Genomic DNA, 15,995 nt, shown 5'->3' on the forward strand with positions numbered 1-15,995 from the left:
CGGCTTGCGCCGCTCCTGCAAGGGCTTTGTGCAGCCGCGATGCCGTGGCAATGCGGAAGCGCATCAATTCGACGCCACCGTCACCATGAACTGGTGCACGCGGCGCGTGTCGGCGCGCTGCACGTTGAACATGAAGCGCTCGACGCTGACGCTCTCGCCGCGCTTCGGCATGTGGCCGAACACGTGCAGCACATAGCCGCCGATGGTGTCGAAATCGTCGGTCGGGAACCGTGTGCCGAAGTACTCGTTGAATTCCTCGACCGTGGCCAGCGCGCTGACCAGATAGCGGCGCTCGTCCTGCTTGAGGATGTGCGCGCCCTCGGCTTCGTCGTACTCGTCGTCGATTTCGCCGACGATCTGTTCGAGCACGTCCTCGATCGTGATCAGGCCGGCGACGCCGCCGTACTCGTCGACCACCAGCGCCATGTGATTGCGGCTGCGGCGGAACTCCTTGAGCAGCACGTTGAGGCGCTTGGACTCCGGCACGAAACCGGCCGGCCGCAGCAGGCGCTGCAAGTCGAAGGTACCCGGATTGAAGTCCGGAATATTGCCGCTGAACTTCAGCAGATCCTTGGCGAGCAGGATGCCGACGACTTCGTCCTTGGAATCGCCGATCACCGGAAACCGCGAGTGGCCGGACTCGATGACGACGTTGAAGATCTGATCGAGCGGCCAGTCGGCCTCGACGATCACCATCTGCGCGCGCGGCACCATGACATCGCGCACATGCATCTCGGTGGTCTGGACGATGCCCTCGAACATCGACATCGCATCGCTGTCGATCAGCTCGGCTTCGCGCGCATCGCGCAGCAGTTCCAGCAGATCGTCGCGGGTGCGCGGTCCGCCGGCCAGGCGCTGCGTGACGCGCCGCCACCAGCCGCCGAGCGGGGCATCGTCCTTGTGACTACTGTCTTCTTCGTCGTCGTTCATTGGTAGGGATTTGCGAATCCAAGCTTTTCGAGGATACGCACTTCGCGTGCCTCCATGGCACCGGCCTCGGGTTCCTGTTCGTGATCATAGCCTTGCAGATGCAGGCAGCCGTGCACAACCAGATGCGCCCAGTGCGCGCGCGCGGTCTTGTTCTGCTCGACGGCCTCGCGCGCGACGACCGGCGCGCAGATCACCAGATCGCCGAGCACGGCCTCGCGCAGGGCGGCATCGCCCTGGAAGGACAACACATTGGTCGGCTTGTCCTTGCCACGGTAGTGCTTGTTCAGCGCATGACTTTCGCTTTCATCGACGATGCGGATCGTCAGTTCGCCGAAGCGCTTCGGCAGGGCCGCCAGCGCGAAGCTGCGCAGGCTGGCCGGCGACGGCAGGCCTTTCGCCGACACCTGCCGCTGGATGGCGATTTCGTTCATGACGCGGCGCCGTCCGCGCCCAGTTCGTGCTGCTCGTAGGCCGAGACGATGGCCTGCACCAGCGGATGGCGCACGACGTCTTCCTTGCGGAACTGCGTGAAGCTGATGCCGGGCACGCCGGCGAGCACCGTTTGCGCATGGCGCAGGCCGGACATCAGATGCCTGGGCAGATCGGTCTGCGTCATGTCGCCGGTGACGACCGCGACGCTGCCGAAGCCGATGCGCGTCAGGAACATCTTCATCTGCTCGACGGTGCTGTTCTGCGCTTCGTCGAGGATGATGAACGATTCGTTGAGCGTGCGGCCGCGCATGAAGGCCAGCGGCGCGACCTCGATGACGTTCTTCTCGGTCAGCCGCGCGACCCGCTCGAAGCCGAGCATCTCGTAGAGCGCGTCATACAGCGGCCGCAGATAGGGATTGATCTTCTCGGCCATGTCGCCCGGCAGAAAGCCGAGTTTCTCGCCCGCTTCGACCGCCGGCCGCACCAGCACGATGCGGCGCACGCGATCGCGTTCCAGCGCATGCACGGCGCTGGCGACCGCCAGGTAGGTCTTGCCGGTACCGGCCGGGCCGATGCCGAAATTCAGATCATGCGTGACGATGCTTTTCAGGTACTGCTTCTGCTGCGCACCACGGCCGCGGATCACGCCGCGCTTGCCGCGGATCACGACCTCGTCGCCGACCCGCGCATCGTCGTCATTGCCGTTGTTGTCGTCGCCGTCGCCGAGTTGCTCGGCCAGCGCGAGATGCACGTTCTCCGTGGTCACCGTGTCGTCGGCGGCAAGGTTGAACAGCTCCTGCAGCACGGCCTCGCCGCGACCGACGTCCTTGCGCGCACCGACCAGCTGGAAACGGTTGCCGCGATTGCGGATCTCGATGCCGAGGCGCAGTTCGATCTGCCGCAGATGTGCGTCGAAAGGCCCGCAGAGGTTGACGAGGCGCTGCGCGTCGTCCGGCTCCAGCACCAGATCGAGTTTCGCCGGCTGTACGGGTTTGCTCATGCCACGGGCGTCAACAAACGCGCCTGCAGCGAATTGGCCATCGCTGCGGTGATCGTGACGTCGATGAACCGGCCGACCAGCGACGCATCACCGTCGAAATTGACCATGCGGTTGCTCGACGTGCGGCCCGCCATCTGGCCGCCGCCGCGCCGCGACGGCCGCTCCACCAGAATGCGTTGTGTCGTGCCGACCAGGCCCTGACGGAATTCATCGTCGAACTGGCGGATGCGGTTCTGCAGGATGGCCAGCCGCTGCTCCTTGATCGCAGCATCGACGGTATCGCGCAGATTCGCCGCCGGCGTACCGGGCCGCGGGCTGTAGACGAACGAGAATGCGCAGTCGAAGCGCGCTTCGGCGATCAGGTCCATCGTTTGCATGAAGTCGTCATCGGATTCGGTCGGAAAGCCGACGATGAAGTCGGACGACAGCGACAGATCCGGCCGCGCCGCGCGCACGCGGCGGATCTTGTCGAGGAACTGCGCGCGCGTGTAGCCGCGCTTCATCATGCCGAGAATGCGGTCGGCGCCCGACTGCACCGGCAGGTGCAGATAGGACGCCAGCTTCGGCTGCTCGGCATAGGCCTCGATCAGCGCGTCGCTGAACTCGGCCGGATGCGAGGTCGTGTAGCGGATGCGCTCGATGCCCGGAATCTGCGCGAGGTAGTCGATCAGCAGCGCCAGATCGCAGCGCTCGCGGGTACCACCCATCGCGCCGCGATAGGCGTTGACGTTCTGGCCGAGCAGCGTGATCTCGTGCACGCCTTGCGCGGCGAGCCGTGCACATTCGACCAGCACATCGTCGAGCGGTCGCGAAACCTCGGCACCGCGCGTATACGGCACCACGCAGAACGTGCAGTACTTGGAGCAGCCTTCCATGATCGACACGAACGCGGTCGGGCCGGACGCGACCGGCGCGGGCAGCGCATCGAACTTCTCGATTTCCGGAAAACTGACATCGACGGCCGGCTTGTGGGTCGAGCGCGTGCTGTCGAGCATCTGCGGCAGGCGATGCAGGGTCTGCGGCCCGAACACGATGTCGACGATCGGAGCGCGCTGCGCGATCGCCTCGCCTTCCTGCGAGGCGACGCAGCCGCCGACGCCGATCACGCGCGCCGGATCGGCAGCTTTCCATTCGCGCCAGCGGCCGAGTTCGGAAAACACCTTTTCCTGCGCCTTTTCGCGCACGGAGCAGGTATTGAGCAGCAGCAGGTCGGCCTCGTCAGGGTTCTGCGTGCGCGCATAGCCGTGCGATGCGGCGAGCACGTCGGCCATCTTCGCCGAGTCGTAGTCGTTCATCTGGCAACCGTAGGAAATCAGGTACAGCTTGCGCGGCACGGTCGGGGCGGCTTCGGAGGACAAGGCTTCGGACATCGCATGCGGCCGGGGAAGGCCGTCAGAACCTAGGCCGCACAGTATAAACGACACGCGCCCATTGCCCCGGCGGCAGGGTACCGGCCAGACCGCTATCAGCCGATCTTCTGCATCCAGTCGGCAATGCCGGCCTCGATACCGTCCCAGGCCTGCTCGAATGCCGCCTTCGGCTGCCGGTATGGATCGGCGACATCGGCGTCTTCCCGCCATTTCAGGATCTTGTGCACGCGGCCGCGCAATTGCGGGTACCTGGCGTTGATCCAGTCGCTGTGGCCCTGATCGAGCGTCAGCACCAGATCCATCGCCGACAGCAGCGGCAGCGTCGCCTGCTGGGCTCGGTGCGCGGAAATGTCGAGCCCGTGATCGGCCGCGACCTCGATCGCCAGCGGATCGGCCGGATAGCCGACCAGCGCGCCGGTGCCGGCCGAGCAGATGTCGAGCTTGCGATCCTGCAGGCGTGCCTTGAGCAGGCCTTCGGCGATGGGGCTGCGGCAGATGTTGCCGGTGCAGACGACGATGATGCGATTGAACATGTCTTACCAGGGCGGCATCGGGCCGCCTGCTTTTTCCGGATGATGAACTGCCGGCCAGGCGTCGCGAGCGATGACAGATCGCGTCGAGGACGGCGCGCAGGAAGCGCAGCGTACATCAGTACGTGAGCATTCCGGGCACCGCCGGCACGCGAGCTGGCGAGCGCAGCAGCCCGATCGACAGTTCAGGGGGTAACGACGATTTTACCTGTGACGCGGCGATCCATCATGTCGCGCAGTGCCTGAGGCGCCTCGGCGAGCGTGTAGCGCCGGGAGACGAAGGGCTTGATTTCGCCGGCCGCATACCAGGCAAACAGCTGCCGGAAGTTGTCGGCATTGACCTCCGGTTCGCGCTGCGCGAACGCGCCCCAGAACACGCCGACCGCCGCCGCGCCTTTCAGCAACAGACGGTTGGCGGCCAGATTCGGAATCGGCCCGGCCGCGAAGCCGATCACCAGATAGCGGCCGCTCCAGGCGATGCACGACAGGCATTCCTCGCCGAGCGCGCCGCCGACCGGATCGTAGATCACGTCGGCGCCCTGGCCCTTGGTCAGGGTCTTGATCGCGTCCTTCAGGCTTTGCTGCGAATAGTCGATCAGCTCGTCGGCGCCGTGCTGCTTCGCCAGCGCCAGCTTGTCGGCGCTCGACGCGGCGGCGATCACGCGTGCGCCCATCTTCTTGCCGAGCTGCACGGCCGACAGACCGACGCCACCGGAGGCGCCGAGCACCAGCAGCGTCTCGCCGGCCTTGAGCTGGCCGCGCTGCTTGAGCGCGTGGTACGAGGTGCCGTAGACCAGCGGAAACGCCGCCGCCTCGGCCAGATCCAGGCCCGACGGCAGCGGCATGCAGAACGCCACGTTGGCAACCGCTTCCTCGGCGAAGCCGCCGACATTGATCAGCGCCGCGACCGCGTCGCCGGCCTTGATGTGCTTCACCTTCTCGCCAACCTCGAGCACCGTGCCGGTGACGCCGGCGCCGGGCACGAACGGCGGCTGCGCCTTGAGCTGGTACTTGCCCTGGATGATCAGCACATCCGGGAAATTGACGTCGGCGCCGGCCACCTCGATCCGCACATCGCCCGCACCCATGCGCGGCGACGGCATCTCGTCGACGACCAGTTGCTCGGGCAGACCCAGTTCCCTGCAGATGACGGCTTTCATCGCGTGCCTCTCCTCGAATGTCGGACGCCGAGTGTAGGCGAACGCCCCGTCGCGGCGTTCAGCCGTCGATGCCGTAGCGCTTGAGCTTGTTCCAGATCGTCCGCTCGCTGACATTGAGCAGCGTCGCCGCGCGGGTCTTGTTGTTGGCACAGCGGCGCAGGGCTTCGCGGATGTAGCGCGATTCGACCTCGGCGACCGCGTGGTCGAGATCGAGATCGACCAGCGCGTCGTCGGCGACTGCCGCCGCGGCCGCACCCGATGCCGCGGCATCGATCGGAAAATGCCGGGCGTCCAGCGCCGCACCACCGGACAGCACCAGCGCGCGCTCGATCAGGTTGCGCAGCTCGCGGACATTGCCCGGCCAGTCGTAGTCGCGCAGATGCGCGAGCGCCGCCGGCGTGATCGGCACCGGCCGCGCGGCGCCGGCGAGTTCGTCGATGAAGTGACGCAGCAGCGGCTCGATGTCGTCGCGGCGCTCGCGCAGCGGTGGCAGGTCGATCGCGAAGACATTGATCCGGTAGTAGAGATCCTCGCGCAGGCGCTGCTGGCGGATGGCCTCTGCCGGCTGCCGGTTGGTGGCCGCGATCACGCGCAGATCGAGTTCGATCGTGCGGTTGGAACCGAGCCGTTCGACCGTGCCTTCCTGCAGTACGCGCAGCAGCTTGGCCTGCAGCGGCGCCGGCATCTCGGTGATTTCGTCGAGGAAGATCGTGCCACCGTCGGCCAGTTCGAACTTGCCCACGCGATCGCGCAGTGCCCCGGTGAAGGCCCCCTTGTCGTGGCCGAACAGCTCGCTTTCGAGAATGTCGGCCGGAATCGCCGCACAGTTGATCGGCACGAACAGCGCATCGCGCCGCGTCGACGCGCGATGGATCGCACGCGCGACCACCTCCTTGCCGGTGCCGGTCTCGCCGGTGATCAGGACCGTCGCCTGCGTCGGCGCGACCTGCACGATCTGCCGGCGCACGGCGGCGCTGGCGGCGCTGACGCCGACGAAGCCGTGCTCGCCGGCCTGCCCGGCAAGAAAGGCGTTGCGCCGAAGCAGATCGCTGTGCGCGAACACGCGGCGCATCGCCAGCTCGAGAGTCTCGACATCGAAGGGACGCAGCAGATAGTCGCAGGCACCGAGGCGCATCGCCTCGATCGCCGACTCGATGCTGCCATGCGCGGTCATCATGATCACCGGCAAGCTCAAGCCTGCATCACGCAGCTTGCGCAGCAGTTCGACGCCGTCCATGCCGGGCATGCGCAGATCGGTGACGACCAGATCGAAGCTCTGCGTCTGCAGCAGCGCGAAGGCCTCGTTGCCGTCGGCGGCGCTCCAGGTCTTGAAGTTCATGCGCGCCAGCATGATCTCCAGTACCCGGCGCATTCCGGCTTCGTCGTCGACGATCAGGACATTGCGCGCGTTCATGCTGCGGGGGCGCGGCGCGGCAGGCGGATGCGGAACAGGGCGCCGCCAAGTTCGGCGGTGTCGACGACGATGTCGCCGCCATGCGCATTGACGATCTGTTTGACGACGGCCAGGCCCAAACCCAATCCTCCCTCACGGCGATAGACGAACGGCTCGAAGATCCGCTGCCGGTCGGCGGCGGTGATGCCGGGACCATTATCGGCGAGCTCCAGTATCAGCGTGTCGTCGTCGCCGCGCGCCGCGACAAGAATGCGGCCGCCGTCGGCCAGCACATGCAGGGCGTTGAGCAGCAGGTTCAGCAGCACCTGCGTGATCTGGCCGGCGTCGGCGTCGACGATCGGATTTTCGGCCGGCAGATGTTCGATCGTCACACCCTGCCGGGCCGCCTGCGTCGCCAGCATCGCCACGCAGCGGGCGATCAGCGCGTCGACGTTCTCGGGCGCCCGTTGCGGCGCACGCACGCGGGCGCGATCGAGCAGATTGTTGACCAGACGATTCAGCCGCTGGGTTTCGCTGTCGACGAATCCGATCAGCTCGCGCGATTCGCCGCCGATCGTGTCGTCACGCTGCAGCATCTGCGCCGACGAGCGCAGGATGCCGAGCGGCGTGCGGATCTCGTGCGCCATCATCGCCGCGAATTCGCCGATCGCCGCGAGCTGCGATGCGCGCACCAGGGTCTGCCGTGACGCTTCGAGATCGTCGACCATGCGCGTGAAAGCATGCGTCAGCTCGCCCACCTCGCCCGACGCCGGCGGTGGCTCGGGCGCGCGCTGTTCGCGCATGAAGCCGCGCACGTAGTCGGTCAGCGCGACGATCGGCCGCGCGATGCGGCTCGACACGGCGAACGCCAGCACGATGGTCGCAATCGCGGCGACCAGCAGCAGGCCGAGAAAGGCGAGCGCCATCTTCCGCACCGGTGCCAGTGCCGCGTCGCTGGATTCCAGCACCAGCGTCGTCCAGCCGAAGCCGGCAAACGCGCCGCGGCCCGGTGCGCGCATCTGGCTGACGATGACGCGGCCGTCGACCAGCGGCGCACCGTCGCGCTCCTGCGCCAGCCGGCCGCCGCCGGCAATCCAGTCCGGCGCGATGCGCGAGACGCCGGCATCGACGCGCGCACGCAGATTCCGCGAGACGGCAACGATGCGGCCTTCGCGATCGACGACCGCCACTGCGCGGCTGTCGTGGGTGCCGGCGTCCAGTTCGCGCGCGGCGAGGCGCCAGTCGATGACCAGCACCAGCTGGCCGAGCGAGCCTTCGGTGAACTGCGAGGCGATCGGCAGACGCAGCACCAGCACCTCGGCACCACTGGCATCCCGATGCGGTGCTTCGACGGTGACGATGTCGCCCTGCAGATCGGCCTGTTGCCAGGCCGACCGCGCGACGAATGCTGTGCCGATCGCGGCCGGCTGGCTGCTGGCGACGATGCGCCCCTGCAGATCGACCGCGTGCAGCGCGAGGTACACGCCGCCGTAGCGCTGCCGCATGTTGGCGAGAAAGGTCGACAGGCGCTTGTCGACGTCGCCGATGTGCAGATCCTGCATGACCTCCAGATGTTCCCAGGTCACGGCGTTCTGCAGGCGCTCGAACACCTGCTTGTCGAGGTCCGACGCGGCGACGGCTGCCTGCGACGAAAGGCTCTGCTCGATCTCGGCGCGCATCGTCGCCTGCGTGCGCGACGACGACAGCGCAGTCAGCACGATGGCCGGCGACAGGCCGACCGTGAGAAAGGCGACAAGCAAAATGCTGCGGATCGTCACGCGTCGGATTCGATGCAAGAATGCGCAGCATTATGATTCGGTTTGTGGTGCCCGAGGACCATCGCCGGCATGAAATCTCAGGCTTTCATCAAGCACCTGCTGCGCGCGGCCAGCTGCCTCGCGCTGGCCGCGAGCGGCCTTGCACACGCGCAGGAAGCCGCATCGCCCACAGGCGGTGGTGATGCGGCACCGGCGGTCGAGCGCCATGGCTATCCGCTCGGCGACAGCGGCTTCAATCTCGGCGGCTATGCCGCAGCGGAAGCCGCCGACTACATCGGCGGCGACCCGGCCGCAACGCTGAGAGGCGTGAGCCTGCTGCTGTCGTGGCAGAGCGACAGCCGCTGGAGCTTCTTCAGCGAACTGGAAGGCGAGAATCTGGTGAAGCTCAACGCCAGCGATCTCGGCCACGACTATGGCAGCGATCACACGCGGGCGCTGGCGCTGGAACGCCTGTACGTCGACTACGCATGGTCCGATGCGCTGCAGTTCCGCATCGGCAAGTTCCTCACCCCGATCGGCCGCTGGAATGTCATCCACGCCGCGCCCCTGACCTGGACAAGTTCGCGGCCACTGATCACGGAAAGCACGTTTCCCACCAACGCCACCGGTGCGATGGCGCATGGCGTCGTGCCGCTGGCCGGCCACGCCCTGGAATGGTCGGCTTATGCCTCGCCGGGCCAGGAATTGCTGCCCGAAGAGGGCAGCGATCCGTTCAAGGAGGCCTACGGCCTGCGCCTGGACTACGAGGTGGGCGGCGGCCTGCAACTCGGCGCTTCGCTGGTGGAGTTCGAGCAGAAGCACGAACACGGCGAGCACAAGACGCTCTACGGCATCGACTTTCTCTGGCAATACCGCCGCTTCGAGCTGAGCGGCGAATGGGCCTATCGCGTTCGCGTTCATCAAGGTGACGATGCCGACGAGTTCGGCTCCTATGTGCAGGCCGTGATGCCGCTGATCGGCACCCTGTACGGTGTCGCGCGCTACGAGACCTTCAACACCAGCAACAGTGGCCCGGGCCTCAACCTCTACCTCGGCGGCCTGGCCTGGCGCTTCCGGCCGGGCTGGGTCGGCAAGCTCGAATATCGCATCGCCACCGACAACGGCGTCGACGAACCGGAAGGCTGGCTGAGCTCGATCGCGGTGCTGTTCTGATGCGGTCGATCGGCCTGCGCGTGCTGCTGAGCCTTGTCGCGGGCGTGTTGTCCGCATCGGCTCATGCGGACGGGCCGATCGCCGTGATCGTCGCGCCGCTGCATGCCGATGTCCGCCTCGACGCCGACGATCTGGCACTGATCTTTCGCCGCAAGCGACAGTACTGGAACGATGGCAGCCGCATCCAGCCGGCCAATCTCGCCGTCGACAATGCGCAGCGCATCGCGTTCTCGCGTGCCGTGCTCGGCGCCGATCCGGCCGCGCTCGACGACTACTGGAACGAGCAGTACTTTCGCGGCGTGCGGCCACCGTACGTCGTCGACTCGAACGAGGCGATGCTGCGGTTCGTCGCCGAGACACCGGGCGCGATCGGCTATGTCGACGCCTGCCTCGCCGGCAACGGCGTCGCCATCGTCGGCTATCTGGACGGTGGCGGACACTGGCATCGCAGCCGCAGCGCGCCGACACCCTGCTGAGCGGCGCAGCACCGCCTACCCTGCATTTTTTTTCAGACAAGCCTTGCGGAGCTGCAGGACGGTGCGGGGTCGACGGGACCTCGCTATCCGCCTGGCACTTTGAACAAGTAGAAACAAAACAACAGCTTGACGGATCGATTCGGGATCGGGCCGATCTGGCACCCCCGCTGCTTGCAGGAAGGCAGGCGCCTCGTGTCGAGCGCGCGCCGGAGCCCTTCATGATCAATGGTCTCGCCACGCCGATATCCACCGCGAACCGCAAGCCGCCGGTGCGGTGCGCAGCCGCGTCGACGGACGCCGGAGCAAGGCCGTGAACGCCCTGCTGTCGGCACTGCAATCACACGCCTGCACGCAGCCAGACCGCATCGCGCTCGACGATGGGCGCGGCCGGCTCTCCTACGGCGAGTTGCTGCCCGAGGTCGAAAAGCTCGCCGCACAGTTGCGCTTCCTCTACATCGGCACACTGGCGCTGCATGCCGACAACGGCATCGGCTGGGTCGTCACCGACCTCGCAGCGCTGGTGGCGGGCATTCGCTGCGTGCCGCTGCCACGCTTTTTCAGCGATGCCCAATTGCGCCATGTGCTGCGCGACAGCGGCGCCGACGCGCTGCTCGCCGACGACGATCGCCTGGCGGCGCTCCCCGACTGGCAGTGCGAACCGCAGGCCATCTGCGGCATGGGCTGGCGGCTGGCAAGACGGACTTCGGCGTCCGGCAACACGCTTCCCGATCGCGTGCAGAAGATCAGTTACAGCTGCGGCGCAAACGGCGTTCCGAGGCGCATCTGCCTCGGCGTCGACAGCCAGATCGCACTCGCCGTGACGCTGATGCAGACCGGCGGCAAGCCGGGCGACGACAGCCATCGCTGCGTGCTGCCGCTGTCGACCCTCATCGAAAACATCGGCGGCGTCTACGCGTCCCTGCTGGCCGGCGCATCGGTCTGCGTACCAGGCCTCGCGGCGCTCGACGGGGACGACGAAGCGACGACCGGCAGCGGTGGCAGCGGTGGCCGCGATGCCACCTGGCACGCGATGCAGATCTTTTCGGGCGATGTCTTTCGCGCAATCGACGCCATGAGGAACGCAGCATGAAACTGCGATCGAGCACTGTTCTGCTGACCGGCGCCAGCGGCGGCATCGGCCACGCGCTGGCGCGCGAATTCGCGGCGCGCGGCGCGCGCCTGCTGCTCAATGGCCGTGATTCGGCGCGACTCGGCACGCTCAGCGTCGAACTGCGCAACGGCGGCGCGGAAGTCAATGTGCTGCCGGCCGACCTGACGGGAATCGAAGGCATCGAACGCCTCGCCCATGCCGCGCTGTCCGGCGGCACGCCGGATCTGGTCGTGCATTGCGCCGACAGCTTCAGCGTCGGCTGTCTCGAAACGACGTCGGCCGACGAAATATCGCGCCTGTGGCAAACCAACGTCATCGCGCCAAGTCTGCTGACGCGGGCCCTGCTGCCATCCCTGCGCAAGCAGGGGCGCGGCCGCATCGTGTTCGTCGGTTCGATTTTCGGTTCGCTGGGCCTGCCGATGTATGCGACCTACTCGGCCACCAAGTTTGCGCTGCGCGGCCTCGCCGAGGCCTTGCGTCGCGAACTCGACGGCAGCGGCATCGGCATTACCTACGTTGCACCTCGCTGTTCACACACGCAGCTCGACGACCGCAGACCGGAGCGCGGCCCTGCGGCCCGGACGGACAAGACCACCCGCGTGGCCGTGCGCATCGCCGACGCCATCGAACGCGATCGACGCGAGCTGTACTTCGGCTTTGGCGAACGCTGCTTCGTCAGGCTCAATGCCTGGTTTCCGTGGCTCGTCGATCGCAGCCTGCGCGCGCAGACACGACGCATGCGCAAGTTCGAGCCGGCCATCGCCGGGCCGCAACACTGAACGGCAAAGCCTGTCTCGGCTCACGATCGTCCGCGTCCGCTGCCGACATCGCCGGGTCCGGCCCGGCGGCAGTGCCCGCCTTACCATCTGTTGACAGAACGATGACAATCACCGCGTCATACTGATCGGTGGCGACCGTTGCGTCGCACAACGCTGCGAACAGCCCACGACCACGTCGAGACTCGCCCTTTGTCATCAGAACAAGCCGGAACGCCGGCACCGAAGCCATCCGGCCTGCAATTGCCACGCGGCCGGCTCGGCACCAACGCCCTGCTGCTGCTCGTCGCACTTTATTTCGTGCTGACGCAGAACCTGCCGTTCTGGCGGCATATCGCCGAGGTGCTGCCACCCGGCCTGCGATTCGCGAACCTCTACCTGCTGGCCTGCCTGTTCGTGGCGCTGTTCACGATGCAGTTGCTGATCATCGCGCCGCTGAGCGCGCGTCCCATTCTCAAACCGATGCTGATCATCGTGCTGCTGCTCGCCGCAGTCTGCAGCTATTTCATGAACACCTTCGGCGTCGTGATCGACAAGGCGATGATTGCCAATGCCCTGCAGACCGATCGCCGCGAAGCCGGCGAGCTGCTCGGCCTTCCGCTGCTGTGGCACCTGCTCTGGGCCGGCGTGCTGCCGGCGGTACTGGTGGCGCGCGTGCAGATCGTCAATGGCAGCGGGGGTCGCCTCAAGGCGCTGCTGCTCAGAGTTCTGCTGGTGTTCGCAGCGGTCGCCCTGCTGCTGGCGATGATCGCGAGCAACTACAAGGCCATCAGCCTGTGGGGACGCCAGAACCGCGAAGTGCGGGTCTATGCCACGCCCAGCTACCCGGTCTATTCGGCCTTCGCGCAGCTGACGGCGCAGTTCAAATCCAAGACCCCGAAACACATCACACCGATCGGCACCGACGCCACGCGAGCGCCGTCAGCGTCGGGCAAGCCACGGGTTGTCGTGCTGGTGGTCGGCGAAACCGCGCGCGCCGCCAATTTCCAGCTCGATGGCTACGACCGGCAGACCACGCCGGAACTCGCCGCGATCGACAGCGTCGTCAGCTTCACCGATGTGCATTCCTGCGGCACGGCAACCGCGGTTTCGGTGCCTTGCATGTTTTCGAGGCTCGATCGTGCGCAGTTCAGCGACCGCAAGGCCGACGCCCAGGAGAACCTGCTCGACGTGCTGCAACGGACCGGTGTCCAGGTGCTGTGGCGCGACAACAACTCGGACTCCAAGGGTGTCGCCGTACGCGTGCCTTATGTCGATTTCCGCAATCACCAGATGCCCGGGCTGTGCACGTCCGACAGCTGTTTCGACGAAGTCCTGCTCGATGGTCTGGATTCGATGCTGGCCGATACCCGCGGCGATCGCATCGTGGTTCTGCATCTGCTCGGCAGCCACGGCCCTTCGTACTACCGCCGCTACCCGCCGGCGTTCCGCCGCTTCACGCCGGACTGCGCACAGGACGACGTACAGAGCTGCAGCCGCGACACCATCGTCAACGCCTACGACAACACCCTGCTGTACACCGATCATGTCCTGGCCGAGCTGATCGGCATGCTGCAGCGGCACGAAGCGCAGATCGCGCCCACCCTGCTCTACCTGTCCGACCACGGCGAGAGCCTGGGCGAAAACGGACTCTACCTGCACGGCATGCCGTACGCGTTCGCCCCCGAGGAACAGACGCACATCCCGCTTGTGCTGTGGTCCCCGGAACTCGATGCGCAGTGCCTGCGCGCCCGGCGTGACCAGGCCTATTCGCAGGACAATCTGTTCGACACCGTGCTGGGGCTGTTCGATGTGCACACGTCCATCTACCGCCCGGACGCCGACATGACCCGCGGCTGCGGCGCCGCTCCCGCCGCCGCGAGCGACAGCCCGGCCGCAAAGCCCTAGCCGCGGCAAAGGAAAAGGCCCTTGCCGGGCCTTTTCTTTCAGCAAACGACGCGTCGACTTCTAGAACGGGATGTCGTCATCCTCGAACGGCGCGTCCATCTCGGCGGGAGCGGCAGCGGCCGGTGCCGCACTGCGGGCCGGGGCGCGCTGGGCGGAATAACCGCCACGCGGTTCCTCGCTGCCCATCGAGGCCGAGCCACCGGGCTTGCCGTCGAGCATCTGCATGTCCTGCACGCGGATTTCCGTGGTGTAACGGTCCTTGCCCTCCTTGTCGGTCCACTTGCGCGTGCGCAGCGAGCCTTCGACGTAGACCTTGGAACCCTTCTTCAGGTACTTGCCGGCAATCTCGCCGAGCTTGCCGGGGAACACGACGTTGTGCCACTCGGTCGCTTCCTTGGACTCACCGGTCTGCTTGTCCTTCCAGCTTTCGGTGGTCGCCACGGTGGCGTTGGCGATCGCATCGCCGGACGGGAAATAGCGCACCTCGGGGTCTTTGCCGAGATTGCCGATGAGAATGACTTTATTGACGCCACGGGCCATGACTGCCTCCGAAACGTTACGGGTTGAGGATCGCCGCGACCGCGGCATCCGGACGCCCGGATGGTGTCGCAACGAAGCGGAAAACGCCCGGCATTAGATCACAAAACCGCAAGCCCCCCGACCGCGGCCGGGCCGGGGCGCGGACGCTCGGGGCTTCAGGAGTTCGATTCGGCGTGATGCGCGACGACCGGCGGCGCAATGCCGATCGCGAACGTCAGCCAGACCAGCGGCAGCAGGCCGGCCACCGCAAAAGCGCCGCCGATGCCCCAGTGGCCGAGCGCGAAGCCGCCGAGCGTACCGCCGGCAAAACCGCCGAGGAACTGGCTGCTGGCGTAGACGCCGAGCGCCGCCCCCTTCTGGTCGGGCGGCGCGCGACGCGAAATCATCGACGGCAGCGAGCCTTCCAGGTAGTTGAAACCGATGAAGAAGATCACCAGCGCCAGGCACAGGCCGGTGGCATTGGCGTGCACTTCCGAGGCGCTCAGCAAGGCGATGCAGAGCAGGACGATGGCGCCGAGGAACGCCGGCTTGACGCGACCCTTGGCTTCGATGCGGCGGATCATCGGAAACACCGGAATGATCGACAGCAGCAGCACCGGCAGATAGACCTCCCAGTGGCGCGAGCTGGGCAGGCCGAGCGTGTTGACGATGGCCTGCGGTGCGGCGAGGAACAGCGTGGTCATCATCGCGTGCAGCAGGAAGATGCCGCCGTCCAGACGCAGGAGCTGCGAGTCGGCCAGCGCACGACGAAGGCCGCCGGGGACCACGGCGATGCGCGGTGCCGAGGGCACCAGCAGCAGCACGCCGGGAATTGCCGCGATCGCAAGCACGCCGGTCAGATCGAAGATGCCGGGCACGCCGATCGGCCCGCTGATCACCGGCCCCAGCACCAGCGCGATGATGAACGACACGCCCATGCCGGCACCCATCACGGCCATCGCCGTGGTGCGCACCTGCGGCCGGGTCAGGTCGGCGAGCAGGGCGGAAACCGCGCCGGAGATCGCGCCGGCACCCTGGATCGCGCGACCGAGCAGGATCCAGTGGATGTCATGCGTGTGGCCGGCGACGAAGCTGCCGATCGCGAACAATGTCAGTCCCATGACAATCACCGGCTTGCGGCCGATACGGTCGGACAGCATGCCGAACGGGATCTGCAGACAGGCCTGCACCAATCCATAGAGACCGATCGCCAGGCCGATCTGCAGCGCGGTGACGCCGCCGGGCAGATCGCGCGCATAGAGTTCGAACACCGGCAGGATCATGAACATGCCGAGCATGCGCAGCGCCTGCAGGAGGGAGAGCGCGGAAGTGGCGCGCCATTCGAGTGCGTTCATCGTTTCAGGTCTGGTTGGCGAAAGGCTGACAAGCAGGCTGCAAAAGACCTGCCAACAGCGGTGAGGTTCCCCGCACGCTTCGCCTTTGAATGAGCGCGGGCCGGACCCATATAGTATCTCGTTCCC

Annotated in this window: 15 protein-coding genes; 5 read left to right on the forward strand and 10 right to left on the reverse strand. The window is 66.6% G+C overall.

Annotated features, from left to right (window positions below; translation table 11 throughout):
* Positions 1–63: 63 nt before the first annotated feature.
* From G7Y85_RS14440 to G7Y85_RS20675, 8 genes are all read right to left on the reverse strand, one after another.
* Complete coding sequence (locus G7Y85_RS14440) at positions 64–930, reverse strand: CorC family transporter (RefSeq protein ID WP_166258526.1); 867 nt, start codon at positions 928–930, stop codon at positions 64–66.
* Positions 927–1,361, reverse strand: coding sequence for an rRNA maturation RNase YbeY (gene ybeY, locus G7Y85_RS14445; RefSeq protein WP_166258529.1), 435 nt, complete (start codon positions 1,359–1,361; stop codon positions 927–929). Before ybeY ends, G7Y85_RS14440 begins: the two co-directional genes overlap by 4 nt.
* Positions 1,358–2,362, reverse strand: a complete 1,005-nt coding sequence (locus tag G7Y85_RS14450; protein ID WP_166258532.1) for a PhoH family protein — start codon at positions 2,360–2,362, stop codon at positions 1,358–1,360. Before G7Y85_RS14450 ends, ybeY begins: the two co-directional genes overlap by 4 nt.
* Positions 2,359–3,732, reverse strand: coding sequence for a tRNA (N6-isopentenyl adenosine(37)-C2)-methylthiotransferase MiaB (gene miaB / locus G7Y85_RS14455; RefSeq protein WP_194241186.1), 1,374 nt, complete (start codon positions 3,730–3,732; stop codon positions 2,359–2,361). The genes G7Y85_RS14450 and miaB overlap by 4 nt, the downstream gene beginning before the upstream one ends.
* Before the next feature lie 95 nt (positions 3,733–3,827).
* Positions 3,828–4,265: a low molecular weight protein-tyrosine-phosphatase gene (locus tag G7Y85_RS14460; RefSeq protein ID WP_166258535.1), complete on the reverse strand. Its 438-nt coding sequence runs from the start codon at positions 4,263–4,265 to the stop codon at positions 3,828–3,830.
* A 182-nt stretch (positions 4,266–4,447) separates the two neighbouring features.
* A complete protein-coding gene (locus tag G7Y85_RS14465; protein WP_166258538.1) occupies positions 4,448–5,422 on the reverse strand; it encodes an NADPH:quinone oxidoreductase family protein in 975 nt (324 codons plus the stop codon).
* Positions 5,423–5,480: 58 nt separating this feature from the next.
* Positions 5,481–6,836, reverse strand: coding sequence for a sigma-54-dependent transcriptional regulator (locus G7Y85_RS14470; protein WP_166258542.1), 1,356 nt, complete (start codon positions 6,834–6,836; stop codon positions 5,481–5,483).
* Positions 6,833–8,593 carry an ATP-binding protein gene (locus G7Y85_RS20675; RefSeq protein WP_206675583.1) on the reverse strand — a complete coding sequence of 587 codons (1,761 nt, stop codon included), beginning with the start codon at positions 8,591–8,593 and terminating at the stop codon, positions 6,833–6,835. Before G7Y85_RS20675 ends, G7Y85_RS14470 begins: the two co-directional genes overlap by 4 nt.
* Positions 8,594–8,662: 69 nt before the next feature.
* Here G7Y85_RS20675 and G7Y85_RS14480 point away from each other — a divergent pair, with 69 nt between their 5' ends.
* From G7Y85_RS14480 to G7Y85_RS14500, 5 genes are all read left to right on the forward strand, one after another.
* Entirely contained in the window at positions 8,663–9,745 is a 1,083-nt protein-coding gene (locus G7Y85_RS14480; protein ID WP_166258549.1) for a porin, read from the forward strand.
* Complete coding sequence (locus G7Y85_RS14485; protein ID WP_166258553.1) at positions 9,745–10,221, forward strand: type 2 periplasmic-binding domain-containing protein; 477 nt, start codon at positions 9,745–9,747, stop codon at positions 10,219–10,221. Before G7Y85_RS14480 ends, G7Y85_RS14485 begins: the two co-directional genes overlap by 1 nt.
* A gap of 310 nt (positions 10,222–10,531) precedes the next feature.
* Positions 10,532–11,311, forward strand: a complete 780-nt coding sequence (locus tag G7Y85_RS14490) for an AMP-binding protein (RefSeq protein ID WP_166258556.1) — start codon at positions 10,532–10,534, stop codon at positions 11,309–11,311.
* Positions 11,308–12,111: an SDR family oxidoreductase gene (locus tag G7Y85_RS14495; protein ID WP_166258559.1), complete on the forward strand. Its 804-nt coding sequence runs from the start codon at positions 11,308–11,310 to the stop codon at positions 12,109–12,111. Before G7Y85_RS14490 ends, G7Y85_RS14495 begins: the two co-directional genes overlap by 4 nt.
* 189 nt (positions 12,112–12,300) lie before the next feature.
* On the forward strand, positions 12,301–13,995 hold the full coding sequence (locus G7Y85_RS14500) for a phosphoethanolamine transferase (RefSeq protein WP_166258562.1): 1,695 nt from the start codon (positions 12,301–12,303) through the stop codon (positions 13,993–13,995).
* A 60-nt stretch (positions 13,996–14,055) separates the two neighbouring features.
* Here the strand turns inward: G7Y85_RS14500 and ssb are convergent, their stop codons facing one another.
* Positions 14,056–14,535 (reverse strand): single-stranded DNA-binding protein, encoded by a 480-nt coding sequence (ssb, locus tag G7Y85_RS14505; protein WP_166258565.1) that lies wholly within the window; start codon positions 14,533–14,535, stop codon positions 14,056–14,058.
* Between the two features lie 155 nt (positions 14,536–14,690).
* A complete protein-coding gene (locus G7Y85_RS14510) occupies positions 14,691–15,869 on the reverse strand; it encodes an MFS transporter (RefSeq protein WP_166258568.1) in 1,179 nt (392 codons plus the stop codon).
* Positions 15,870–15,995 lie beyond the last annotated feature (126 nt).

This window comes from Solimonas terrae (assembly GCF_011067135.1).
Classification (GTDB): domain Bacteria; phylum Pseudomonadota; class Gammaproteobacteria; order Nevskiales; family Nevskiaceae; genus Solimonas; species Solimonas terrae.

What these genes read in the sequence shown, in the direction of transcription:
- G7Y85_RS14440 (WP_166258526.1), bottom strand. Translation starts at nt 930, where the DNA reads ATGAACGACGACGAAGAAGACAGTAGTCACAAGGACGATGCCCCGCTC.
- ybeY (WP_166258529.1), bottom strand. Translation starts at nt 1,361, where the DNA reads ATGAACGAAATCGCCATCCAGCGGCAGGTGTCGGCGAAAGGCCTGCCG.
- G7Y85_RS14450 (WP_166258532.1), bottom strand. Translation starts at nt 2,362, where the DNA reads ATGAGCAAACCCGTACAGCCGGCGAAACTCGATCTGGTGCTGGAGCCG.
- miaB (WP_194241186.1), bottom strand. Translation starts at nt 3,732, where the DNA reads ATGTCCGAAGCCTTGTCCTCCGAAGCCGCCCCGACCGTGCCGCGCAAG.
- G7Y85_RS14460 (WP_166258535.1), bottom strand. Translation starts at nt 4,265, where the DNA reads ATGTTCAATCGCATCATCGTCGTCTGCACCGGCAACATCTGCCGCAGC.
- G7Y85_RS14465 (WP_166258538.1), bottom strand. Translation starts at nt 5,422, where the DNA reads ATGAAAGCCGTCATCTGCAGGGAACTGGGTCTGCCCGAGCAACTGGTC.
- G7Y85_RS14470 (WP_166258542.1), bottom strand. Translation starts at nt 6,836, where the DNA reads ATGAACGCGCGCAATGTCCTGATCGTCGACGACGAAGCCGGAATGCGC.
- G7Y85_RS14480 (WP_166258549.1), top strand. Translation starts at nt 8,663, where the DNA reads ATGAAATCTCAGGCTTTCATCAAGCACCTGCTGCGCGCGGCCAGCTGC.
- G7Y85_RS14485 (WP_166258553.1), top strand. Translation starts at nt 9,745, where the DNA reads ATGCGGTCGATCGGCCTGCGCGTGCTGCTGAGCCTTGTCGCGGGCGTG.
- G7Y85_RS14495 (WP_166258559.1), top strand. Translation starts at nt 11,308, where the DNA reads ATGAAACTGCGATCGAGCACTGTTCTGCTGACCGGCGCCAGCGGCGGC.
- ssb (WP_166258565.1), bottom strand. Translation starts at nt 14,535, where the DNA reads ATGGCCCGTGGCGTCAATAAAGTCATTCTCATCGGCAATCTCGGCAAA.
- G7Y85_RS14510 (WP_166258568.1), bottom strand. Translation starts at nt 15,869, where the DNA reads ATGAACGCACTCGAATGGCGCGCCACTTCCGCGCTCTCCCTCCTGCAG.